Annotated in this window: 26 protein-coding genes and 1 other annotated feature; of the genes, 5 read left to right on the top strand and 21 right to left on the bottom strand. The window is 40.8% G+C overall.

Translation table 11 applies throughout. The features are described 5' to 3' along the window. Positions 1-73: 73 nt before the first annotated feature. The 3 genes from V7083_RS13495 to V7083_RS13485 are packed head-to-tail and all read right to left on the bottom strand — an operon-like array spanning position 74 to position 1,443. Positions 74-787 carry a sulfurtransferase TusA family protein gene (locus tag V7083_RS13495; RefSeq protein WP_335478559.1) on the bottom strand — a complete coding sequence of 238 codons (714 nt, stop codon included), beginning with the start codon at positions 785-787 and terminating at the stop codon, positions 74-76. Between the two features lie 14 nt (positions 788-801). Next, on the bottom strand, positions 802-1,164 hold the full coding sequence (locus tag V7083_RS13490; protein WP_335478557.1) for a DsrE family protein: 363 nt from the start codon (positions 1,162-1,164) through the stop codon (positions 802-804). Between the two features lie 45 nt (positions 1,165-1,209). Continuing rightward, on the bottom strand, positions 1,210-1,443 hold the full coding sequence (locus V7083_RS13485; RefSeq protein ID WP_335478555.1) for a sulfurtransferase TusA family protein: 234 nt from the start codon (positions 1,441-1,443) through the stop codon (positions 1,210-1,212). A gap of 153 nt (positions 1,444-1,596) precedes the next feature. On the opposite strand from V7083_RS13485, the gene V7083_RS13480 reads away from it, so the two are divergent. Beyond that, the gene (locus V7083_RS13480) at positions 1,597-2,493 is read left to right on the top strand and encodes a selenium metabolism-associated LysR family transcriptional regulator (protein WP_335478553.1); all 897 of its coding nucleotides are present in this window, start codon (positions 1,597-1,599) and stop codon (positions 2,491-2,493) included. A 27-nt stretch (positions 2,494-2,520) separates the two neighbouring features. On the opposite strand, the gene V7083_RS13475 is transcribed toward V7083_RS13480, so the two are convergent. From V7083_RS13475 to V7083_RS13465, 3 genes are read right to left on the bottom strand one after another with little or no spacing between them, the layout of a single operon-like run. Beyond that, on the bottom strand, positions 2,521-3,657 hold the full coding sequence (locus V7083_RS13475) for a zinc-dependent alcohol dehydrogenase (RefSeq protein WP_335478551.1): 1,137 nt from the start codon (positions 3,655-3,657) through the stop codon (positions 2,521-2,523). Between the two features lie 14 nt (positions 3,658-3,671). Continuing rightward, complete coding sequence (locus V7083_RS13470) at positions 3,672-4,031, bottom strand: spore coat protein (RefSeq protein ID WP_335478549.1); 360 nt, start codon at positions 4,029-4,031, stop codon at positions 3,672-3,674. Between the two features lie 13 nt (positions 4,032-4,044). Continuing rightward, entirely contained in the window at positions 4,045-4,275 is a 231-nt protein-coding gene (locus tag V7083_RS13465; protein ID WP_335478546.1) for a spore coat protein, read from the bottom strand. A gap of 105 nt (positions 4,276-4,380) precedes the next feature. Between V7083_RS13465 and V7083_RS13460 the strand changes: the two genes are divergently transcribed. Continuing rightward, a complete protein-coding gene (locus tag V7083_RS13460) occupies positions 4,381-4,587 on the top strand; it encodes a hypothetical protein (RefSeq protein ID WP_335478544.1) in 207 nt (68 codons plus the stop codon). Next, positions 4,584-4,883 (top strand): spore coat protein, encoded by a 300-nt coding sequence (locus V7083_RS13455; RefSeq protein ID WP_335478542.1) that lies wholly within the window; start codon positions 4,584-4,586, stop codon positions 4,881-4,883. Before V7083_RS13460 ends, V7083_RS13455 begins: the two co-directional genes overlap by 4 nt. A 30-nt stretch (positions 4,884-4,913) precedes the next feature. Here the strand turns inward: V7083_RS13455 and V7083_RS13450 are convergent, their stop codons facing one another. From V7083_RS13450 to V7083_RS13395, 12 genes are all read right to left on the bottom strand, one after another. Beyond that, the gene (locus V7083_RS13450; RefSeq protein WP_335478540.1) at positions 4,914-6,407 is read right to left on the bottom strand and encodes an acyl-CoA synthetase; all 1,494 of its coding nucleotides are present in this window, start codon (positions 6,405-6,407) and stop codon (positions 4,914-4,916) included. A gap of 110 nt (positions 6,408-6,517) precedes the next feature. Continuing rightward, positions 6,518-7,258, bottom strand: coding sequence for a 3-oxoacyl-ACP reductase FabG (fabG, locus tag V7083_RS13445; protein WP_335478538.1), 741 nt, complete (start codon positions 7,256-7,258; stop codon positions 6,518-6,520). After that, positions 7,255-8,157, bottom strand: coding sequence for an intracellular short-chain-length polyhydroxyalkanoate depolymerase (phaZ, locus tag V7083_RS13440; protein ID WP_335478536.1), 903 nt, complete (start codon positions 8,155-8,157; stop codon positions 7,255-7,257). The genes fabG and phaZ overlap by 4 nt, the downstream gene beginning before the upstream one ends. A gap of 10 nt (positions 8,158-8,167) precedes the next feature. After that, the gene (locus V7083_RS13435) at positions 8,168-9,172 is read right to left on the bottom strand and encodes a 3-oxoacyl-ACP synthase (RefSeq protein WP_335478533.1); all 1,005 of its coding nucleotides are present in this window, start codon (positions 9,170-9,172) and stop codon (positions 8,168-8,170) included. A 15-nt stretch (positions 9,173-9,187) separates the two neighbouring features. Continuing rightward, a complete protein-coding gene (locus V7083_RS13430; protein ID WP_335478530.1) occupies positions 9,188-9,367 on the bottom strand; it encodes a hypothetical protein in 180 nt (59 codons plus the stop codon). 12 nt (positions 9,368-9,379) lie between these two features. After that, a complete protein-coding gene (locus V7083_RS13425) occupies positions 9,380-10,378 on the bottom strand; it encodes a branched-chain amino acid ABC transporter permease (protein ID WP_335478527.1) in 999 nt (332 codons plus the stop codon). Between the two features lie 5 nt (positions 10,379-10,383). Beyond that, positions 10,384-11,244, bottom strand: a complete 861-nt coding sequence (locus tag V7083_RS13420; RefSeq protein ID WP_335478525.1) for a branched-chain amino acid ABC transporter permease — start codon at positions 11,242-11,244, stop codon at positions 10,384-10,386. A gap of 18 nt (positions 11,245-11,262) precedes the next feature. Then, positions 11,263-11,970, bottom strand: coding sequence for an ABC transporter ATP-binding protein (locus V7083_RS13415; protein ID WP_335478523.1), 708 nt, complete (start codon positions 11,968-11,970; stop codon positions 11,263-11,265). Further along, on the bottom strand, positions 11,963-12,718 hold the full coding sequence (locus V7083_RS13410) for an ABC transporter ATP-binding protein (RefSeq protein ID WP_335478521.1): 756 nt from the start codon (positions 12,716-12,718) through the stop codon (positions 11,963-11,965). The genes V7083_RS13415 and V7083_RS13410 overlap by 8 nt, the downstream gene beginning before the upstream one ends. 72 nt (positions 12,719-12,790) lie before the next feature. Then, positions 12,791-14,011, bottom strand: coding sequence for a substrate-binding domain-containing protein (locus V7083_RS13405; RefSeq protein ID WP_335478519.1), 1,221 nt, complete (start codon positions 14,009-14,011; stop codon positions 12,791-12,793). A 98-nt stretch (positions 14,012-14,109) separates the two neighbouring features. Further along, positions 14,110-17,358 carry a BTAD domain-containing putative transcriptional regulator gene (locus V7083_RS13400; protein WP_335478517.1) on the bottom strand — a complete coding sequence of 1,083 codons (3,249 nt, stop codon included), beginning with the start codon at positions 17,356-17,358 and terminating at the stop codon, positions 14,110-14,112. An 88-nt stretch (positions 17,359-17,446) separates the two neighbouring features. After that, positions 17,447-18,196, bottom strand: a complete 750-nt coding sequence (locus V7083_RS13395; RefSeq protein WP_335478515.1) for a glucose 1-dehydrogenase — start codon at positions 18,194-18,196, stop codon at positions 17,447-17,449. Positions 18,197-18,321: 125 nt separating this feature from the next. On the opposite strand from V7083_RS13395, the gene V7083_RS13390 reads away from it, so the two are divergent. Further along, positions 18,322-18,465, top strand: coding sequence for a hypothetical protein (locus V7083_RS13390; protein WP_335478513.1), 144 nt, complete (start codon positions 18,322-18,324; stop codon positions 18,463-18,465). A gap of 32 nt (positions 18,466-18,497) precedes the next feature. On the opposite strand, the gene thrB is transcribed toward V7083_RS13390, so the two are convergent. From thrB to V7083_RS13375, 3 genes are read right to left on the bottom strand one after another with little or no spacing between them, the layout of a single operon-like run. After that, a complete protein-coding gene (gene thrB, locus V7083_RS13385; RefSeq protein WP_335478511.1) occupies positions 18,498-19,415 on the bottom strand; it encodes a homoserine kinase in 918 nt (305 codons plus the stop codon). Continuing rightward, positions 19,402-20,472, bottom strand: coding sequence for a threonine synthase (gene thrC / locus V7083_RS13380; RefSeq protein ID WP_335478509.1), 1,071 nt, complete (start codon positions 20,470-20,472; stop codon positions 19,402-19,404). Before thrC ends, thrB begins: the two co-directional genes overlap by 14 nt. Next, on the bottom strand, positions 20,469-21,764 hold the full coding sequence (locus V7083_RS13375; protein WP_335478507.1) for a homoserine dehydrogenase: 1,296 nt from the start codon (positions 21,762-21,764) through the stop codon (positions 20,469-20,471). The genes thrC and V7083_RS13375 overlap by 4 nt, the downstream gene beginning before the upstream one ends. Before the next feature lie 278 nt (positions 21,765-22,042). Beyond that, positions 22,043-22,255 (top strand) — a binding site (T-box leader). A 146-nt stretch (positions 22,256-22,401) separates the two neighbouring features. On the opposite strand from V7083_RS13375, the gene serA reads away from it, so the two are divergent. Further along, positions 22,402-23,710 (top strand): phosphoglycerate dehydrogenase (gene serA / locus V7083_RS13370; protein ID WP_335478505.1); only part of this gene is annotated, 1,309 nt, incomplete at its 3' end.

Genomic DNA, 23,710 nt, shown 5'->3' with positions numbered 1-23,710 from the left:
TCATTTGAACGCGGCCAGCTGCCAATGACAGTAGTCGGAAATTTAGGTAACCCCATTACTTGTTTACCTCCTGTTAAAATACAATCGAAAATTTGATTTCAATTGGAATTGATTGCTTAAGAGTTTGATAGATTGGTGAACGTTCCAACGTCTTCTTCCAAATCTCCTCAAGTACTTCCTCCGACTCTGGCGAAGATACATAACAATTCCCTGAAATTAGATTCAATTTCGGACTGCCTTCCTCATCCAATTCCAAATGGTACAAAACATTCTCTAAACGGCCTTTTAACGAGATCTCAAGATGGTCAATCTCAAGATTTCTACGAGAGGCTTGTGCTTTATAACCCACTGTTAAACACGAACCCAGTGAACCCAGCAAATAATCAATCGCGCTGGGTGCAGGTACTTTTGGGCTAAAATCAGCCGGCTGTCCGACTGAAAATGAATGATTTCGGGAATGTACTTTTGCAGTAAGATCCCGTTCACCCCGTACACGAACACTCCATTGGTAACCCTTAGCGGCCTGCAAATCCTGTTCCAATTCCCTTTGATCCGAACCCTTCTGAATAAAATAGCGAGTGGTATTTTCGCCCGGTTCAGATCCTAGAAATCCGTGTTCAACCATTCGGCACCATGCAGGCAAGTCTTCCGCAACGGTTCTTTCCCTGCTGCGTACCTCCAAGACCTCACCCGGTGCTAATGGATCAATTGCTTTTTTTATAATCAGCAAAAGACCTGACCCACAATCCAAATCTCCGCCATCACATATTGCCTGAGGATTGTACATATGTTTCTCCTATATTAATAAGTTATAGAGGCTGCGCCTTGGCTTAGGAACTCTACTAATTTTGCACCGCCGACAATGGTGGCACCTTCAATCAAATTTTCTTCATCCAACCCGCGTTTTTTAAAGCAAGGACTGCATACCCACAGAGTTCCACCAGCTTCGACAAACTGATCCATTAATTGTTTTAATGGGGCGAAGCCTTCCTCATGAATGTCATCAGCATATCCTTTAGAAGCAAGGTAAGCACCATCAACATTTAAAAATACAACTGTTTCCTGGCCTGATGCCACTGCTGTGTTTGCCACTACAAACCCAACTGTTGCTTTATCAGGATTGTTCATTGCATTTGTTAAACTCACTAAAAATTTCCCAGCCATTTATGATTCCTCCATATTTCATAGTAATATATATAAAAGGCAGAATTAGCCTTTTTCAATAAAATAATGACTTACTTTGCCAAAATCTTGCCTCTCTACTAGATTATGCTGCTGCAAGCGGCACCATGCAGGCAAGTCCTCTCTTGCACCTGGATCATACGAAATCACTTTAATGATTTGTCCTTGATTCATTTTTTTCATTGTTAAAAATAAATTCATAATTAATTCTCCGCAACCTGCCGGACCTGCATCATAAAGCAAATCAAATGGATGTTCCATAGACAACTCCTTTTCAATGGAAAAATGTTAGAAACTTTTTAAATAAAGTGCACTATTTTATTATAAAAAACTGGTATGCTATTATAAATTCAATTTATCTATTTCACCAATCAATACAAATCGATTTTATAAATAGCTAAGGAGAACATTTATATGGATTTAGATTTGCACCAGCTTTTTGTGTTTACAAAAGTGGTGGAACATAAAAGCTTTTCTAAGGCGGCTGAGGATATTTTTTTAAGTCAGTCAACAGTGAGTTCTCATATTCATGGCTTGGAGAAATCACTCAATCTTCAGCTATTTGACCGAATCGGCCGAGAGATTATATTAACGCCACATGGTGAACGATTGTATCAATGGGCTCTGAAGCTGCTGCTTTTAAAGGATCAAGCCATCATGGATTTAAAACAAGGCCTGACTAAATTACGAGGGATGATTAGAATCGCTGCCAGTTCTGTTCCTGGAGAATTTATGCTGCCTAAAATGGTAAAAGAATTTCGGGAGCTTTATCCGGATATTATTTTTCATATTGATCAAGCCTCTTCGAAAAATGTTGCTGAAAAGGTATTAAACGGGTCTGTAGATCTCGGAATTTTAGGAGAGAAGTACGCTAATGAAAAGCTCTGCTATATTCCCATTTTTAAAGAAAAACTGGTTCTTGTCACTTCTAAGCAAGTTGACATTTCCGGCCCTGTCCAAATACAAGATATCCTTCATTTACCATTTGTAATGAGAAGTTCGGATTCAGGCACAAATGCGATTCTGGAACGATTTTTAAAAAAGAAACACATTACAAAGGACCAGTTCAATATAATTGCCTTTATTGAAGATGGGCAAAGTTTAATGCAATTCGTTGTGCAAGATGTCGCTATTTCTATTCTTTCGGAAATAGCAGCAAGAGAATACCAGCGGCAAAACATGTTAGAAATGCATGAAATCTGTGATTTTGATGATGAAAGATTTTTTTATCTCGTTTATAATGTTCAGAAAACCCAATCGATTTTTTCCAAATTATTTATTGATTATGCACCTGAACTGATAAAAAAATAAGCGGGCTCACATGGCCCGCAAACTTCATTATGGTTTTAAAATTACTTTAATACAATCCTCCATTTTTGTATCAAATACCTCGTACCCATGTTTTGCCTCACTTAATGGCAAGACATGGGTAATGATATCACCCGGGTCCAGTTTCCCGTTATTGATCATGTCATACAAAAACGGCATGTACGGAATAACCGGTGCCTGTCCAGTTTTCAAGTCAACGTTCCGATTAAAAATATCGCCAAGTGGAAAAGCATTGTACCTGCCGCCATAAACTCCGGTTATTTGGATTGTGCCGCCTTTCCGAACAGCCTGACTAGCAATAACGATCGCTCCCATTGCCCCGCCGTGAAGTTTCATTCCGGAAGCCAGAAACTCAAGTGGGGTCATCTTCCCGTCCATTCCTACACAATCAATGACAATGTCAGCCCCGCCCTTGGTAAGTTCCAATAGATAATCGCCAACGTTTTCGTGGTCTTCGAAATTCACAATTTCGACTTTATTGGTTCGTTTGGCATGCTGCAGACGGTAATTTACATAGTCCACAGCGATTACCCGCTTGGCTCCCTTTAGCCAGGCAAATTTCTGTGCTAATAGACCAACAGGCCCACATCCAAGAATAATTACCGTATCTCCATCTTTAACCCCTGCATGATCGACACTCCAATAAGCAGTTGGAGCTGCATCTGCCAATAAGGCTAGCTTTTCATCCGGCACTTCGCAATTATCAGGAATTTTAAACGGGGTAAAGTTCCCAAATGGAACTCGCATATATTCTGCTTGTCCTCCGGCATAGCCACCGGTTGTTTCGGAATAGCCAAAGAAACCGGAGCCCTGCCCATGCGGATTGCCGTTGTCACATTGGCTGGTCAAATCATGGGTACAATACCAACAATGACCGCAGCTCACATTAAACGGAATTATCACTCGGTCGCCTTTTTTTAACTTTGTCACCTCAGGTCCTACCTCTTCAACGATTCCCATAGGTTCATGACCAATGACGAAATCCGTCGGGAGATTGGGAATCATTGCATGAATTAAATGTAAATCTGAACCACAAATCGCAGAGGAGGTCACTTTGACAATAATATCATCCGAATTTTTTATGACTGGATCCTTTACCTCTCTTACCTCTACATTCTTAATACCTTGATATGTAACTGCCTTCATCGCTAGACCCTCCTTTATTTATTTGGCGTCGCAAACATGCCAAGGCGGTCTGTATCACTTGGAAATAACTTTAATTCAGAAATTTGGATGGCTGTTTCAGCAGATTTTAAATCCACGGGGAATTGTTCCTTTAGATTATGCGGGTTCAGCCAGCCTTTTTTTATCATTAGGTTTGAAACTTCAGTATGCAGATCAATAGCTGATTCCATTTGTTTATGGAGCATCCTGCGTAGGTCTGGATTGGCCGTTTCCGTGATAGCAAATCCATAATTTCGAATTCCAGTTTTAATACCTAGCAAAAAGTCCATGGCAAAAGCGGAATCTGCCAAATTGGGCATTCCTTCTGCATTTCGCGGATCTAAATAATCCTCCATTTTTTCACCCCATTTATTGTAATAATTGGCTTTGCTTATAAAATTGAATCAACTCATTAAGATCTCGCTTTGATTGCAGAACATCTTTTTCCATGAGGGATTTCAATTCATTATCAAAACAAATTCCCATCATTAGTTTGGATTTTAATAAACAAACCGTCTTAAAATTAATCATTTCATGGGTTTCCATTGTTTCATGTGGTGCCAAACCTGTCATTTTGATACCCTCCTGAATAATTATCATAGTATTTTCCCCCCTAATGTTTTTCATTTATACAGAGTGTATAAAGAAGAGTTAATTTTGAAAGGATAACAAAGGAAAAATCACATTCGAATAGGGGCAGCAGCAATGACAAAGCATTTGGCTCTTCATGAAACATTGGATCTTCATGAGTTGCTTGCTTTTAAAAATCTCTGTTTAACCAAGGCAGCAACAATGAGTAAACTGGCTCAAGATGTCGAATTGCAAACGATTCTGGCTGATGATGTAACGGTGGGAATTCAGCATATTCAGGAGCTACAAAAGTTTTTAACGGATCGGAGGGATAACGAGTGAATGGATTAATCCAAAACATCATGGGGATGGGTGGATTGACAGATCAGGTAATAGCGACTGACTTTCTGATTTCTGCAAAAGCAGCGGTAAGAAATTATGCAGTGGCAATTACCGAAACTACTACACCAGAATTAAAAGCAGCGTTACGGAAACAGATGAATACGGCTATTGCCACCCATGAGAAAATTATTAATTACATGATAGCTAAAGGATACTATCACCCGCATGATTTGAGTGAACAACTACAGCTGGATTTAAGCATATCAGAAACAGCTTTGAATCTTGCTCAGAAATGACAAAGGAGAACCCCCAGTAGAGTTCTCCTTTTATACTTGAATATTTTTTAATTGATTTTTATCAATTTTGCCCACATGGGTTTTCGGCAATTCTTCTAAAAACACAAATTGTTTTGGAATTTTGTATCTTCCCAACTTTACCTCACAATAGCTTATTAATTCCGCCTCCTTAATCGAACATGATGGCTTTAGCACAATGAAAGCCGTAACAATTTCCCCCCATTTGGGATCTGGTAAACCAATTACTGCAACCTCATCGATTGCTCTATGTGCGTTTAGCCATTGCTCAATCTCGAGTGGATAAACATTCTCTCCGCCTGTAATAATCATATCCTTTTTACGGCCAACGATATAATAAAAGCCCTGTTCGTCTTTTTTTCCCAGATCCCCCGTATGAATCCAGCCATCTTTCCACGTTTCCCGTGTGGCGCGGTCATTGTTCCAATACAACGAAAAAGAATGTTTTCCTTTTATTAAAATTTCTCCCACTTCATTTGATTCTGCCTCTACCCCATCCTGTTTGACAATTTTCACGGAATTAAATAACATCGATTTCCCCACTGAGCCTCGTTTCATTTTTGCCTGCTCCGGACTAATATAAAAATTATTCGGACCGGCTTCAGTTAACCCGTAGCCCTCCTTAAAAGCTAGACCTTTTTTTAGAAAGGCATCATAAACGGTTAATGGGCAAGGTGCCGCTCCGGATAAGAAAATTTTCATTGTTGGGAAGCTGCTTCTCTGAAATTCTTCTGTTTGGATGAGCATATGATACATCGTAGGAACTAAAAGAATGATTGTACAGCGATATCGATTGATAGAGTCCACCGCCTTTCCCCCCGTAAATGCCCCCCCGATGACAACCGTACCGCCAATCATTAGAATGGGTATACTTAAAGCATTCAATCCACCCGTATGGAACATTGGCATATAGTTAATAGTTACTTCATCTTCAGCTAACCCCCAGCTGATTATGGTATTCATAGCATTCCACAAGATAGATTGATGGCTTAAAACAACTCCTTTTGGTTTACCAGTTGTACCTCCCGTGTAAATCATCGCCAGCGGGTCGGCTTCATCAATATCATCTATAAAACCAGCAGTACCTTGAAATACAGCTATTTTTTCATATTCCTCATTGCCTATATAAAACGATTCTGGCACTTGTTTGGCCAATGGATGATATCGATCACGAAATTCCTGATGAATTCCAATCATTGCTGGTTCGCAATCCTCTATGATCTCCATGATTTCATGTATGGAAAGCCGCCAATTAAGCGGCACAAAAATTGCACCAATTTTTCCACAGGCAAAGAGTAAATCAAAATAACATAAATGGGAAGGAGCAAGCAAGGCTACACGATCCCCTTTGTTTACGCCATTATGCTTTAGCCAACCGGCAACGGACCGAGCCCGATTATTTAACTCTGCAAATGTCCAAGCTTTATTTGTCACTTCCTCTATAATGGCCTTCTTGTTTGGGGATAATCTTGCTCGATTTTCAAGCCAATCCAGTTCCCACATCACCGAACAATCGCTCCTTCACTAGTAGATGGAATTATCTTACTTGCTGTTAGTTACAGAGAAGTTACATACCTATTTCCATAAAAAAAGCGACCACCATGGGCCGCTCTTGATTACATCATAATTCCACCATCAACATGCAAAACGGTTCCGTTTATATAATTTGCTTCATCAGAAGCGAGGAATAGATAGGCATTCGCAATATCCTCCGGCTTACCTAAACGGGCAAGCGGTACCATTTGTTTCATTTGATTAAGGATTTTCTCAGGAACTTTGGCGGTCATTCCAGTTTCAATGAATCCGGGAGCAACCGCGTTAACCGTAATCCCCTTACGCCCGAGTTCTTTTGCCCATGTCTTTGTCATCCCGACCACACCAGCTTTCGTGGCAGCGTAGTTGGTTTGCCCAACATTTCCATAAACTCCAGATACTGACGATGTATTGATGATTCTTCCTTTTCCCTTTGCGATCATGGAAGGCAGAACAGCCTGAGTGCAGTGAAATACCCCCGTTAAATTAACATCCAAGACAGTTTGAAAATCCTCTGCTGTTAGCTTTGCCAGCATGGCATCTCGGGTTATTCCGGCATTATTTATGAGAATTTCAATATCACCGTATTGATCAATTACTTGTTCAATCATAGAATCTACACTTTGGCGATCAGAAACATTCACCTGGAAAAAACGAACCTCATATCCCTGTGCACGAAGTTCACTTGCACGCTCTTCCCCTTGTTCTTTATTGAAATCAGCCATGGCTACCTTTGCTCCTTCACGGGCAAAGATCTCAGCAGCCTTCAAACCTATCCCATTAGCTGCGCCCGTAATAATGGCCACTTTCTCTTGTAGTCTCATACTTGTACCTCACGATCCAAAAATTGCTCCATCGCATTTAATAATTGCGGCAGGTCATCTACTAACGCTGAATGTCCGCAGTTTTTTAATTCAACCACTTTCGCTTTCTTCCCTAAATCCCCAATCAGTTCGTTCGTCATTTCCCTTACCACAACCATATCCCGCTCACCATAGAGAACTAATACAGGCACATGGATATCATCCACTCTCCCGTTACCTTCAACTAAACCATTAGACTTGTGGCTGATATTAAACGTATTTAAGGCATGGTACACCTCGGCCAGATTACGCTGTGTTCGCATATCCTGAACATATTCCTCATAACGGTCAGGCTCCGGCTGATTATGTGTATATATCACCGAATTCCAAATTAGTTTTAACATGGCGACATCATTCGTGTCATAAGCGGTTTGAATGGGAATGGTCCGCATAAGGTCTTGCTTAATTTCCTCATGCATTGTCAATCTGCGTGGCACTTCCATTTCTGTCAATTTCCCATCCAGCGGATATCCTCTAGTAGATGCGGAAGCAAGTAATATCAGCTTATTACAATTGCCGGGATAATCAGCAACAAATTGCATTCCTACTGCACCACCAGTTGACCATCCGGCGATCGCAAAATTTGATAATCCAATTTGATCAGCAAACAGCTTAAGGTCATCTGAAAAATCTTTAATAGACATAATTGGTTGCTGGTAGCTTGAACGTCCAAAACCTCTTAGATCAACGGCATATACTTTAAATTTATCATCCATGTTTTCGATTACCAGGTCCCAGTGCTTAGAAGAGGTCATATTTCCATGAACTAATAATACCTTTATGTCTCCGCCTTCTCTTTCTTGATAGGCCAAAGTTTCCCCATTTGGTAAAAGTACTTCCTTCATGATCACTTTACTCATACTATTCACCCTACCCCCATTTAATCGTTGTGGCTCCCCAAGCGTAGCCGATTCCGGCACTGACAAAAACAATAACATCGCCTTCCTTTACTTTCTCTTGTTCTAATGCCAGCTCCAAAGATAATATTTGATCGATTTGACCAATATGGCCGAAATCCTCCAGATAAATCGATTGTTCCTCTACCAAACCTAATTCGGCAAGTACATAATCATGTGCCGACCGCTTCATATGCAGCATCGCTAAATAGGAGATCTCTTTCTCAGAAAAGCCACTTTTTCGTACGGATTCCCGGATCACCTTTAAAAAATTACCCATCGACTTTTGCTCCAAGCGCTGCTTCATTCCAACAGGATCGAGTACATCCAGTGTATTTAGCCTTCTTTCAAGTGCTTCATGAGTGATTGGATGCTTGGTCCCACCGGCAACAACCACAACATCTTCTGAAAAAGAACCATCCGTAATGAGCTCGGTTTCTAGCAGCAGATTTTCTTGATAATCCTTTCTCAATAATATGGCACCACCACCAGCACCAAGATTATACATAAATCTAGTTCTCGGATTCTTGTAATCAATGAAATCAACATTCCGATAGCCGCCCGCAAGCAGGACCGTTTGAATATTCGGATCAGCTATCATCATATTTTTAGCCACTTTTAAGGCCATCACCGTTGTACTGCATCGAAGGGCAACATCAAAGGCCCAAGCACGATAGGCACCTAGCGCCTCCTGAAGCTTAATTCCAGCCGTCCAAAGAGGATATTCCTTGTGTTCCTCCCCAATATAGATCACCAGATCAATCTCTAAGGGGTCGATGCCCGCTTTTTCAATTGCCCTTTGGGCCGCAATCCTTCCCATTTCACATGTATGATCATCTGATCCGGGAATATGTTTTTTCTTAATTCCCATTTTCCCTTCGACAATCCCAACTGGAAGACCTGCTAGTTCTGCAATTTCTTTCCCAGTCATCACACCTTTTGGTAAATAAGTTCCGGTGCTGAGTATACCAATTTGCAACCATCACAACCTCCTCTATGAATCTTCTGCTATTTTTTTCATAAAAGTCATCGCCTCATCGATAGACTCAAATAGCGTTTCCCTTTCCGCTTGGACATGTGTTACCTTTATTCGCCATTGCTTGTTCCCAGTTTTCTTCTCCACAGCAGCTACTTGAAAGCGGACAACGAAAGAAGCAATTTGTTTTGTGTTCATTTGTCCCTCCTTTTAGCTCGCAGCCTTTTGCTCTTTTTTAACTGCAAGGCTTTTCTTGCGTTTCCAGGTTATTTTCTTTAGCGTTCCGACAATGCCCTGCGGGAAGAACATGACGACTAAGATATAAATAATCCCAAAGAATATAATCCATCTCTCGAAAATCCAATGCTCCTTTGCCAGCCCGGTTAACCAGTGATGCGAAAATTCAATAATTCCCGCTCCAATAATGGCTCCAATCAGTGTTCCCACACCGCCAATAATCGTCATCAAAAGGGCATCTAAGGTAATGTCCATGGAAAAGACACTCGTATTGACGTAACGGAGGGAAATCGCATATAAAATTCCGGCAATCCCGGCTAGAATACCAGAAACAACACTAGCGGTAATTTTATAATGGAGAACGTGAAAACCAAGTGACTCTGTCCTTTGTTCGTTTTCTCTTATTGCCTGCAGCACACGTCCTAACGGAGAATTCGTAAATCGTTTTAAAGCTAAGAAAACAACGGCCATGAGGATAAGGCACAGAAGATAAAAGTTAGTACGATCAATAAAAAGTTCCGGAACTCTGAAGGTAAACCCATCATTTCCGAAGGTTAAGCTCCGCCATTTTTCTGCAAGGACTAAAAATAAACCAGATAAGGATAGTGTTAACATGGCGTAGAAGTGGCTTTTCAAACGTAAAGTTAACAAACCTACAAGAAAACTGACGGCAGCCGTTAAGATTACCGTTGTGAGAACCGCCCACAAAAAGTAGACCATTTCCGGCTCAAACCGTTTCATAAAAATTCCAAATGAATAGGCACCAATCCCAAAGTACATCGCGTGACCAAACGAAACAATACCTGTGAAGCCGATTAGCAAGTCATAACTCATGGCAAACACTGAAAATACAAACACTTGGGTCAATAGGATCAATAGGTTCCTAGATTCATAAACATAGGGTAATAGGAAAAGGAACGCAATAAGAATAATAAAAATACCATTCCATCTTTTATCGGCAAATCTTCTCATTTCCCTCACCCCTTTGCACTAAACAGGCCTTGTGGCCGAATAATTAAGACGACAGCCATTAACATCATATTGACCGCCAATGATAAATCCGGGACGTAGTAAGCCATAAACGCCCCAGAAAGTCCGACTAAAATAGCTGCCAATACAGATCCCTTAAAGTTTCCCATTCCGCCAATAACCACAACGATAAAGGCTAATATCGCAAATTCCATTCCCATTCCTGCATGGATCACCCCGGAATATGGGCCAAGCAACATACCGCCAAGTGCGGCCATCCCAGCGCCAATCATAAAGACAAACATAAAGACTCTTTGGATATTAATGCCAAGTGCCTGAACCATTTCCTTATTCATAACACCAGCTTGAACAACGAGTCCGATTTTTGTTTTTTTAAGCATAAATTGCACACTGGAAAAGATTAGCAGGCCTATTAAAATAATAAACACACGATATTTAATAATATTGATATCCCCAATCTCCCAGCTTCCCTTCAAATAGCTTGGGGGTGCTGCAGTTATCTGGTTTGGACCCCAAATAACCTTTAGCATTTCTGACAAGACCATCATGAGTCCCAGGGTAATTAAAATCTGCTGAACATGGTTCCCATAAACTGGTTTTATCACCCATTTCTCCATCATGACCCCTAGAATAAACCCAGTTATAATAGCCCCGATAATTCCGATGATAAAGCTGCCTGTCTTCGAATAAATCCAAAGACCACTGTATGCTCCCCAGGCGAATAACCCGCCGTGGGCAAAATTTAATACATCCATTAAGCCGAAAATGAGAGTTAAGCCGGCGGCCAATAAAAAAATCAGCATGCCCGTTGCCAAGCCATTTAATGCTAAATTCATAAACAAGTCCAAGGATGCTTTCCTCCTCTCCTAGGCAATTCCTAAATATTTTCGTTTCATTTCTTCATCTTCCTTTAATTGCTTCATCGTTCCATGGTTTACCGTTCTGCCATCATCAATGATGTAGAAACAATCACCGATTGTACTTGCCATCATAAAATTCTGTTCTACCAATACGATTGTAGTTTGGTCCTTCATTTGGAGGATGGAATCCATTACCTTCTCGACTACAATCGGTGCTAGTCCTTTACTTGGCTCATCAATTAACAGCAGCTCATTTTCATTTACATAGGCTCTGGCAATTGATAACATTTGCTTTTGCCCACCACTGAGCAGGCCACCTGGTTTTTTCCAAAACTTTTTTAAATCCGGAAATAACTTTAATATCCACTCCATTCGCTTAACCGTTTCCTGATTCTCCTTCTGAATTGCCACCTTCATATTCTCTTCAACCGTCAATCCGGCAAAGATTCCTTGATCCTCGGGAACATATCCAATTCCCTTTTTGGCAATGCTATAGGTTGGCAGCGCATGAATGGGTTCTCCTTTAAAAACGACACTTCCACTAGAAGCTGGATTTAAGCCCATAATCGTTCTTAATGTAGTTGTTTTTCCCGCACCATTTCTTCCAAGCAAAACCGTTACTTCGCCCTGTTTTACTTCGAAGGATACCCCTTGAAGAATATGGTATTGTCCAATATGAGTCTCGATCTCGTTAAGCTTCAATAGGCTACTCATAATGCCCTCCTAAATAAGCAGACTGGACGGTTTCATTCTTCATGATCTCCTCCGGTGTTCCATCCGCTAATAACCTTCCATTAAATAACACCATGACCGAATCCGATAGATCCAATATCATATCCATTTTGTGCTCAATTAAGATTATGGTCCGATTCCCTTGGTTCTTGATCCGCTTAATTACTTTTAGAATCGCTGGTACTTCCTCAAGGGACATGCCAGCGGTTGGCTCATCTAATAATAGAACCTCTGTCTCCAATGCCAAAAGCATCGCCATTTCGAGTTTTCGTTTTTCCCCGTGGGCCAGATTACTGGCAAGAGAATCTTTTTTTTCCTCCAAAAGCACAAGGCGGAGCCATTCTAGTGCTTTTTTTTCAAAATCCCGATATTTTTTATAATGGAATAGCATCTGATAACGGACTCCTGCTCGTGATTGAACGGCTAATCTCACATTCTCAAGCACGGTTAAATTTGGAAAAACATTGGTGATTTGAAAGGAGCGGCCAATCCCGGCTCTCGTTCGTTTGGTTGGTGAAAAAGCGGTAATGTCCTTTCCTCTATAAAAAATCTTTCCCTTTGTCGGCTGTAATTGACCACTCAAAAGATTAAAGAATGTTGTTTTACCTGCCCCATTCGGACCTATGATCGACTTAAAATGCTTTTCAGGAACAGTAATATTAACAGAATCTACTGCTGTATGACCGCCAAAAGTAATCGACAGATCATTAGTTTCAATTAATGTTGCCATTCGTTCACCACCTTGTGTTTAAAAATAAGGAAGGGGCTAGCCATAGCGTACCAAGTAACCCCTTCACCATTATTACTTTTTATTGCGAATCGGAGGTGCCGTTTCCTCCGGAGTTAATTCCCTAATCAATACAGGCACTGGATAAGAAACGCCCTCTTTTTTCTCGAGTTTAATCGCGTATAAGGGTTGTAATGCCTGATGATCCTCCGGACGATAGGTCATTTTTCCTTTCGGCGTATCAAAACTCATCCCTTCCATCGTCTCAATAAGTTTATCTGCATCTGTGTCTCCATTTGTTTTCTTTAATGCTTCTACAATTGAAATCGCGGCGCTCATTCCACCTGGAGTAAATAAATCCGGAACCTCACCGTTATATTTTTTCTTATGTTGCTCTACAAGCCAGTCATTGATTTTATTTTTAGGCAGATCGTGATAATACACAGTGAACCCTTCCATCCCAACAAGTGGTTCCATGGTTGATAGTGCAGCAATATCCGGTGCTCCCGTTGAAATTTTGATTCCTTTTTCCTGAACCTTCATATCGCCAATTTGCTTCCATGGAGAGTTAGCTCCAGCCCAAACCACGAATAGGTAATCCGGCTTGGCATCAATAATTTTTTGGATATTGGACGTGAAATCTGTTGCGGTCGGATCCGCATATTCTTCTTTGACAATTTGTGCCCCCAGCTTTTTGGCAGCTTCTTTAAAGGCAGCTACTCCATCACGACCAAAAGAATAATCAGGAGCAAGTGTTGCAATCTTTACACCTTTTTTCGCAATGGCGGCCGCTCCGGCCATGGCATCTTGAGATGAATTACGTGCTGAATGGAACATATACTTATTAAACTCTGAGCCTGTAATACTATCAGCAGCGGCTGGTTCTACCACCATAATTTTTTGATATTCCTCAGCGAGCGGCAAGACAGCCAATGTATCCGCAGAGCTTGACGATCCTACTAGGAAATCCACATTATCTTCTTCTAGTAGTTTGGTTGCCTTTTGCACAGCAACTTCCGGCTTTGTTTCAGTATCTTCTACGATAAACTCGATCTTTCTTCCGGCTACTTCCATCTTTCCATCTGTCGCATACTCAAGCCCTAGTTCAAATCCTCTTAATGTTTGCTTTCCGTAAGACTCTAAAGCTCCTGTTTTAGAAGCAAGAACTCCAATTTTAACTGGATCTTTTTTTCCTGCTTTGCCCCCTGACTCTGTTGAAGATTTATCAGAGCTGCATGCGCTTGCAAAAAGCAACGTAAAAATAAGGAAACCTAATAATGCCCACTTTCTCCTCACATTTCTTCCCCCTTAACTTTTTGTAGTCTTTGGTCATGCTTGAATTCAGAATAAATAAGAGCAGTTGCAAAAAAGTTACAAAAAAAACAGCCCTTAATCTAAGGCTGCTTCGGAGAATATTGAAGTTGTTCCGAATCAATAATCATTTCGTACATATGCATTGTTGGCTCTAGTGGAGTCACACCTAGTTCCTCTTCTAAAACCTCTAAACACTTTTGGTACCATTTCATGGCTTGCGGCCGATTATTTTTCCGATAATAACAATACATCATTAATCGGTAGGCTTCCTCCCATGTTTGATCCCTTGCTAAAATTTGCTCACACCAATAAATGGACTTATCATAATTCTCCCTGCGAACCATAATTTGTGCCATTTTTTCAGCCCCGCGTAAAAAATAGACCAACAAGCTTTCGCGTTTCCCAATGCACCAATCATCATATCGCCGATCTGGCAAATAATCCCCATAATATAAGCGCAAACCCTTCTCTAGGTACTCGATGGCCTTATCATGATCCAATTCATTAAGACCTATTTGAAGCCATTCCTGGAACTTGACCATATCCAATTCAACGACTGCCAGTGGATTCATGCCATAAAAACCGCCATTTCGGATAATGAAAAAGGGATCGGTTCTCGCCTTTCGTCCAGGCTCCAATACATGATGGAGACTGTTTAATGCTACTTTAAAATCCCGATCAGCACTTTTTTTATCTTGATTTGGCCACAGAATCCCTAGGATCTGTTCTTTGGCTAAAGGCTCATACTTCGTCACCAATAATTGAAAAATTTCCTTTGCCTTTTCACGCTGCCAGTCCTTATCGTCAATTTCTTTATCGCCAATCCAGATTTTGAATTGGCCCAGGGTCTGAACGCGAATGGAGTAGCCAGGATGCGAATCTAACGTTGTGATTCCCATCTCTTCAAGTGTTTTTGCCGCAAAATTGTTCTGAATACCTAGTTTAAGCGATTCCAAGAGAAGTGGAGCAAACACTTGTAAATCGTTTGGGCTGAATACGGAGCGTTTATGGAAAAAGAAATCATACTCATGTAATTGAACCAAACTTAAAAAAGGTTGAATGGCTTCCTTAAATAAATCTTGCTTTTTCTCAAGAAAATAGAGGTATGATCGCCAAAACTTCGTCAGCATCTGTCCATAGGAATCCTCACATTTTTCAAATAACTCGTCTGCTTGCTCTAAAAAAACAAGTGCTTTTGCATAGCGTTCATTATAAACACAAGCGATTCCCATACAAAGAATGATCAGGGCAGAAAGCCAAACATCATGAGCCTTTTCCGTTTCCTGCAAGGCCTTTCTACCTGCCACCATGGCCCGTCCAAATTCACCCTTTTTGCCATATAGGATACACAGCCCCATTAACGGTTCTGCTTTCCCACGGTCAATGTGAAGCTCCTCCATAATTTCCAAAGCTGTTTGATAACATTTTTCCGCTAATTCAATCTCATATTTATTTAATATTTGAACGGCATGCCCCATCCGAATCCAACCGCATGCCTCTACAAAAGGGGCCTTCAAACTATTCCCTTGCTGAATTCCTGCCTGTGCAAGCTTTTTTGCATTTTCCCCTTCCCCCGTAAAAGCTTCAATTAACGCTAATAATAAATCCGTCTCCCGATGAGCTTGTGGCAAAGACATCAGCTCACCCATTTTTATTTCTTCCTTTTTCAAATAAAGCAGATTCTTTGCTTTTTCAAAGCGCCCCGTCCTTAAATATAGCCTTGCTTCCAAATTACTATCAAAACTGGAGATATTTAATTTTTTTGCCTTCTCCAGCCACTTTTCTGCTTTTTTTGCCTTACCGGAATTAAGAAGGTTTTCAGATAATAACTCATACAACTTACCGTTCTCTTCTATCAAACACGAGCATCTTTCACGATATTGAATGGCCTCATATAAAAGCTTTTCAGCATGAAACGGCTGGATTGTATCTAAATAGATCATTGCTTTTCCTTCTAGCGCTTTACTCATTCCCAAATGGTCCTGCCTCTTTTGAGCCCCTGAGAATGCTTTATCGTAGCACATTTCTGCTTCATGATATTGGGAACGATAGCGATAAACCTCTGCCGTTAATAACCAGAGTACATAATATCTCTCCATCTCCGCATCAGGAATCATCTTCAATAAATCCATTAGACTTTCAAGCATCCCGCCACCTAGCATACCAAAACCTTTTCCTTGTAAAATAGCAGCCATCGCCCTTACATGCTTAATTTTTTTATAATGATATAGCGCCTTTTCCCATAACTCTTCTTTTTCATAATACCGAGCACATTTTTCATGAAATACAGCATATTGGCCAGGATGATTTTTTTGGAAACTATCTTCTAAAAATTCTTTAAATAAGGCATGGTAACGGTAGTGGTTGGGGCCTATTTTTTGAATAAATAAATTCCGATCCTTTAATTGCTCAAGCATGCCGCCTGCTGCCTGTATTCCGGTCACTTCGGCACACAGTTTCTCCTCTATTTCTTCAAAAATGGCAGTTTGTTCCAAGAATTGCTGAATGATGGGCGGTTGTTTTGAAAACACTTCCATAACTAAGTATTGAAAAAAGTCTTGTAGGGATTGGGATGAATGCTCAAACAAATCAGAAATGTCATTTTTTAGGGGAAGCTGCTGGGCAATCATACACAAGGCAATAACCCAACCTTCTGACATTTTATAAATCATTTGTAATTGATTGGGGGCCAGTTCTAATCCGTAAAGATCGGTTAACAATAATTCCATTTCCTCGATGTTTAGGATTAAATCCTCTCTTGAGATCTCTAAAAGTCGACTCGTAACCTTCATTTTAGTCAGCAACTTCCAAACTGGGCGGCTCCTGCTAGATATAACAAGATGTAAATTGTCAGGCATATGCTCCAATACATTCTCCATCCAGGCATTGATCGTATAGGACTGTTCAATTTGATGAAAATCATCCAATATCAAAGTAATTTCATGGTTAGTTTCAAGGACTTCGTTAATAAACAAGGAAGATAATAGACTTATCTCTTCATTGCGAATAAAGCGGTCCATTGTTTCAATATAGTTCAATAGCTCTGTACCAAAATCAGGGGCCATCCTTCGAATCGAATGGATCATATGAGAGAGGAACGGCAGAATATCATCATCCAATGATGAAATCGAATACCAGCTGCAGTCCATGCCTTCATCCTTAATAAACAAGGCAAGAGCTGTACTTTTTCCATAGCCTGCAGCACAATGAATAATCGTTAAAGGATATTTAGAAATGCCCTTTAATTTTTGCGTAAGCTTTGCCCTTCGAATTAAATCATCTTTGACAGTTGGGATACGGAGCTTTGTCTGAATGATCGGAAGCTTCATTGAATCTGGCCTCCTAAAATAAATTTTCGCAATTTTTACATTATTTTACCACACATTTGGCTCCTTGTCCGAGAAATATCCCAGTGTTCTATTCCTCATACATCATCTTCCGCGTCATGCCCCCATCAACGATGAGGTTAATACCTGTTACAAAGTCATTTTCCTTTGCGGTCAGATAGAGGCATGCTCTGGCAATATCACTTGGTCGCCCGACCCGTTTGGATAAATGTTGTTCATGATCAATTGGAGTTAGTTTTTCGTAATCCCCTGTATGAATCCACCCTGGAGATATTGCATTTACCGTAATCCTGTCATCGCTTAAAGAAGCAGCGAGCGCATGGGTGATCGCAACAATTCCTCCTTTTGAAGCAGCATAGCTTTCGGAATTTGGCTCTGACATCAGGGCCCTTGTGGAAGCAATATTTACGATTGAGCCGCCTTGAGCATGATCGCGCATAATTTTGGCCGCTTCTCTTGAACAAAGAAATACACTTCGTAAATTGGTGTTGATCACATCGTCCCATTGCTCGATGGTTAACTCATAAAAAGGAGTGAACTCACTTTTACCCGCATTATTAATTAGTGTATCTACCGTTCCGTATGTATGTTTTGCTGTAGCAAAAAGGGTGATAATATCTGTCTCAGATCTGACGTCTGTTTTGATAAAAATGGCCTCTCCCCCCTGTTCTTTGATGCTTTGCACCAGATTTTGTCCGGCCTCGGCATCCATATCAGCAAGAACCACTTTGCCTCCTTGTTCAGCATAAGCTTGGGCAACACCTTTTCCAATGCCATTTGCTGCACCGGTTACAACGATTACTTTATTTAAAATATTCATTTTGGTTCGCTCCCTTTCCGATGTCTCTAATCATACAATACCCCTACTCGAACAAAAATTCTCCAGTTATAAATACAGTAATTCCTGAAAAAACTAAATTAATTAATTTTACAAGGAGGATTTTAATGATTGAAACTTGCTTTTATTGTTCAGATGAAATTGAGGATACAAAGTTTCATCATGTTTCCTTTATTTCTGCAAATCAGGAAAGAGATGAAACCCTTTGTGAGGAATGTTATAAGGAGTGGCTTCATGGGATTAAAGGGTAAAGGAAAGGGCAGCTATGCAAGCTGCCCCATTTCTATTTTACAAATTTTTCTGCCTCAACAACCCGACTACCTTCGTAATCAATTTGCAAAAGCTTCACTGTCATTTCGGGATAATGGGTTTGTAATCCATCTACCAAACGTTTTCCGCTACCTTTTTCAATGAAACTAATCATGGTCGGCCCAGCACCGCTTAATGCTACCCCAAAAGCTCCTTTTGATTTAGCAGTAAATTCTATGTCTTCATAGAAAGGAATCAGCGGCTTACGATAGGGTTGGTGGAACGAATCCTGTTGCATCATCTTTCCTGCCAACTCCCAGTCTCCCTTTAACAAAGCGGCGACTAGGAGGTTTGCTGTTGAAGATGCTTGGATGGCATCTTTACGCGAGAATGTCTCAGGTAGCACACCTCGTGAATCCTTGGTCAATAACGTTTCCTTTGGAATGACCACAGCAATTTCTATCGGAAGATTGGTGAATGACAGCATATCTACTTCATTTTGCACATAGCAGCCAATAACTAGTCCGCCAAATACTGAAGCCCCAACATTATCTGGATGTCCTTCCATTTCCGTAGCTAACAGTAGCTTATCCTGCTTGGTTAACCCCAGCTCTCCAATTAAATCAGCTAGCTCAATCCCGGCTACTATAGCAGATGCGCTCGAACCCAGACCCCTAGCCAACGGAATTTCACTTTCCATTTTAACCTTACATGGTGCTAAGACTTTCCCGAACTTCTTAGCAATTTGAATGGCTACCTGTGCGATAAAATGTTGCTCATCAGTTGGTAGATCCTTTAACTCATTTGAATCAGAGGTGAAGAACCAGTGATCGCTTTTTTCAACCTCTAAGGTTAAATATAAGTTTAAGGCCATTCCAATGGAATCAAATCCAGGGCCCAAATTGGCCGTACTGGCCGGCACCTTGATGATGAACCGATTATTTTGTGGCATGAAGGACAACCCCTTGAATATGGTCCTTCACTGCCTGTTCATCATTTGCCAATTGAGTTGGTTTAACAAGGCTATTGTTTATAGCTGTATCCGGATCCTTAAGACCATTACCGGTAAGAACCGCTACAATTTTCGATCCTTTGGCAATTTTTCCAGACTGAATACTTTTATAAACCCCTGCAATAGAAGCACATGATGCCGGTTCAGCAAATACACCCTCTGATGATGCAAGCTTTTTGTAAGCTGCCAAAATTTCTTCGTCTGTTACTTCATCAAACTGACCATCCGATTCTTGGACAGCGGCAACTGCCAAATCCCAACTTGCAGGATTTCCGATTCGAATTGCAGTAGCAATCGTTTCTGGATTTTCAAATACCCTGTTATGGACAAGAGCAGCTGCACCCGCTGCTTCAAATCCAAACATGCGAGGCAAGCCTGTACCTTTTTTCTCGGCAAATTCTTTAAAACCTTTCCAATAGGCACTGATATTACCGGCATTTCCTACTGGGATTGCTAAAATATCAGGGGCAAAACCCAATTGGTCGCAAACTTCAAATGCGGCTGTTTTTTGCCCTTCAAGACGATACGGGTTAACCGAGTTAACAAGGGTAATAGGCTCCGTTTCACTGATGTTCCGAACCATTTGCAATGCCTGATCAAAATTGCCCTCGATAGAGATAATTTCAGCCCCGTACATCATCGCTTGAGCTAGTTTCCCCATAGCAATTTTTCCTTCAGGGATGACGATAATACAATTAATACCGGCACGTGCAGCATAGGCTGCCGCTGCAGCTGACGTGTTTCCAGTGGAAGCACAAATAATCGTCTTGCTTCCCTCTTCCAAGGCCTTGGCTACAGCCATGACCATTCCTCTGTCTTTAAAAGACCCGGTTGGATTCGTTCCTTCCGTTTTTACATAAAGCTCCACTCCCCATTCTTCAGAAAGGCGTTCGAGTTTAATTAACGGAGTATTCCCTTCGTTTAATGTTAACTTTGGAGTTGCTTCACTAATTGGTAAATATTCTTTATACGCTTCTAATAATCCTTGCCATCTCATAATGATTTCCTCACCACTCTATATGCACTTTTTATTTCTTTTACTGCAGTTAAATCATTTAATTCTTGTAGAATTTGATCATAATTAGTTAGTGAAGCATGATGGGTCACTAACACAATTTCAGATGTTTCATGTTTCTTAATTGGCAATTGTAGAATTTTTTCAAAGCTGACGCCATGTTTTGCAAAAATGGATGTAATATCTGCAAATACCCCAACCTCATCCTGAACATGGATGCGAAGGAAATACTTGGAATACTTTTCACAGTCATCCTTTAATTGTTTAGGATACTGCGGAGTTACTGCACTTTTTCCATTCACACCTAGTCTTAGGTTTTTTATGACAGCAACCAAGTCCGAGACAATGGCTGTTGCGGTTGGCAGACTTCCTGCCCCAGGTCCATAGAACATCGTTTCTCCCACTGCTTCCCCATACACATAAACAGCATTATACTCATTTCGTACAGAGGCTAATGGATGGTTATCTGAAAGGAATGTAGGGGCAACACTGACTTCCACCTTTTCCCCTTCCCGGTGGGCATAACCAATCAACTTCAGCGTATAACCTAATTGTTTTCCATAACGGATATCTTCATCCGTGACCTTTGATATTCCTTGTACCTTTACATCTTCTAAATCAATGTGCATGGAAAAACCCAAGGTAGCTAAAATCGTCATTTTCCGTGCAGCATCTAATCCTTCGACATCAGATGTTGGATCGGCTTCGGCGAAGCCAAGCTGCTGTGCTTCCTTCAGAACTTCTTCATAGGAGCACCCATCATTACTCATTTTCGTTAAAATGAAGTTGGTTGTACCATTTACAATCCCCATCATCTGCGTAACTCGGTCAGAAGCCAGACCATCGACTAAACCTCTTAAAATTGGAATTCCGCCCGCCACACTCGCCTCATAGAATAAATCGCAGCCATGCTCGGAAGCAACTGTCAACAGCTCTGAGCCATGTAATGCCATCAAATCCTTATTGGCTGTTACCACGTGTTTCCCTTGACGCAATGCCGTAATTAAATAATCTTTCGTATCCTGCACGCCGCCCATTACCTCGATGACGACATTGATTTCTTTATCAAATAGAATCTCATCAGCATTATTTGTCAAAAGTCCAGGATCGATTTCCACCGGTCTGGGCTTTTGTACATCTTGAACAAGAATTTTTTTTATGACAACCGGACAACCGACTTGATGCATGAGTTTGTCCTGGTGATTTTTTATAATTTGAACTACACCCGAACCAACCGTGCCTAATCCTAACAACCCAATCGATATGGCCTTCACCTGTTACCCCTCCGCTCTGTCTACCTGCAGTGAACAAATGTATTTCTGTTGTAGACATTATATGATTCTATTCATTTTTTTACAATAGATATGTTTTCATTGTTTTATATTGTAATCGCTTACTACCTAGTTAAATCAAGATTCCTATTTTTTTAAAAATTTTTCGAAAATTTTTTTTACTTTATCTCTTTACAATCTTGAAGTTTTCCATGTAGAATAGTGCCTATATTTAATGTGATTTTTGAAATTTCAATTTATTCGCGTTATTCTATATATGATAAACAGTAATGATGAAGACGGCAATAAGGAATGGCCTCAGAGAGCCGGTGGTCGCTGCGAACCGGTGCCAGGTCTTATCAAGCCAGCCCTTCTGAACTGGCAGCTGAAACGCTTGAAGTAGGCATGCCCGGGTAAAACCGTTATGTAACTGAGGCTGCAGGTATCTTTATGCAGCAAAAGAGGGTGGCACCACGTTAATCCACGTCCCTCATAACATGACTATTAGTCTGTTATGGGGGACGTTTTGTTTTTATACATTACTTTTCTCATAATCTTCAAGGCGAAAAATAGAAAGGATGGATGCAAATGTCACTTACATTTTTAAAAAGTGAAAATAACAAAGGAGGAAAGATTAATCATGTATAAGGTATTAGTAACGGACGGAATTAGCAGCACAGGTTTACAAAGTTTAATGGACCATCCCAATTTTATAGTGGAAAGGCAGCCAACTCTGCCAGTCGAGGAACTAAAAACCATTATCGGTGAATATGACGCTCTGATTGTGAGAAGTCAAACAAAGGTTACCGAGGAACTTTTAGAATCAGCAGGGAACCTTCGGGTGATCGCTCGCGCAGGTGTTGGTGTTGATAATATTGACGTTAACGCCGCTACTCGCAAAGGGATTATTGTTATTAACGCACCTGGCGCCAATACGATAGCAGCAACCGAGCACACTTTGGCGATGATGCTTTCACTAGCACGAAAAATTCCACAAGCCCACTTAAAAACTACTTCTGGAGAATGGGACCGCAATTCCTTTAAGGGTGTAGAATTATATAAAAAGACACTTGGTGTTGTAGGGATGGGAAAAATCGGTACTGAAGTCGCCAAACGTGCTAAAGGCTTTGGCATGCATATTTTGGGATTTGACCCATATTTGACTGAAGACCGTGCCAAAAAACTGGGCATTACGAAAGCAAGCCTAGATTTGATTGCGGAGGAAGCTGATTTTATCACGATTCACACACCATTAACGAATGACACTCGCGGCATTATTAATGATGAATTTTTAAGCCGTACTAAAAAAGGCGTACGTTTTGTCAACTGTGCCCGTGGTGGAATTATTGATGAAAAAGCACTGGTACGTGCCATTCAATCCGGCCATGTCGCCGGGGCCGCCCTTGATGTTTTTGAAAAAGAACCAGTAGCGGATCCAGAATTATTGCAAAATCCAAATATTATCGTCACTCCACACCTTGGTGCTTCCACTGTTGAGGCACAAGAAAAGGTTGCTCAGGAAGTAAGCGCAGAAATCATTGAAATCTTTGAGACACAATCCATTCAAAATGCAGTCAACATGCCACAAATGTCCGGTGAGGCACAGGCAAAACTGCAGCCATATTTGCTGCTAGGCGATCAAATTGGACAATTAGCTGTGCAATTATTAAGGAAAAAAGCGCCAACGAAAATTGAAGTCAATTACTTTGGCGACTTAGTGGATGAAGATACGAAACTATTAACTCGCACCATTTTGCGTGGCATTCTTTCCTATCATTTAAGTGATTCTGTTAATTTAATTAACGTATTGCACTTATTGAAAGAGCAAGGTGTAACGTACAATGTCGCGAAAAATCCTAGCAATAAGGGCTTTGCTAACTATATCGAGCTAGTTGTAACACATAAGGAAGAGACGGCAAAGATCGGTGCTACCGTATTAAATGGCTACG

This window comes from Bacillus sp. JJ1764, assembly GCF_036962145.1.
GTDB lineage: Bacteria > Bacillota > Bacilli > Bacillales > Cytobacillaceae > Neobacillus.
This window is presented reverse-complemented; position numbering and strand designations above follow the sequence as displayed.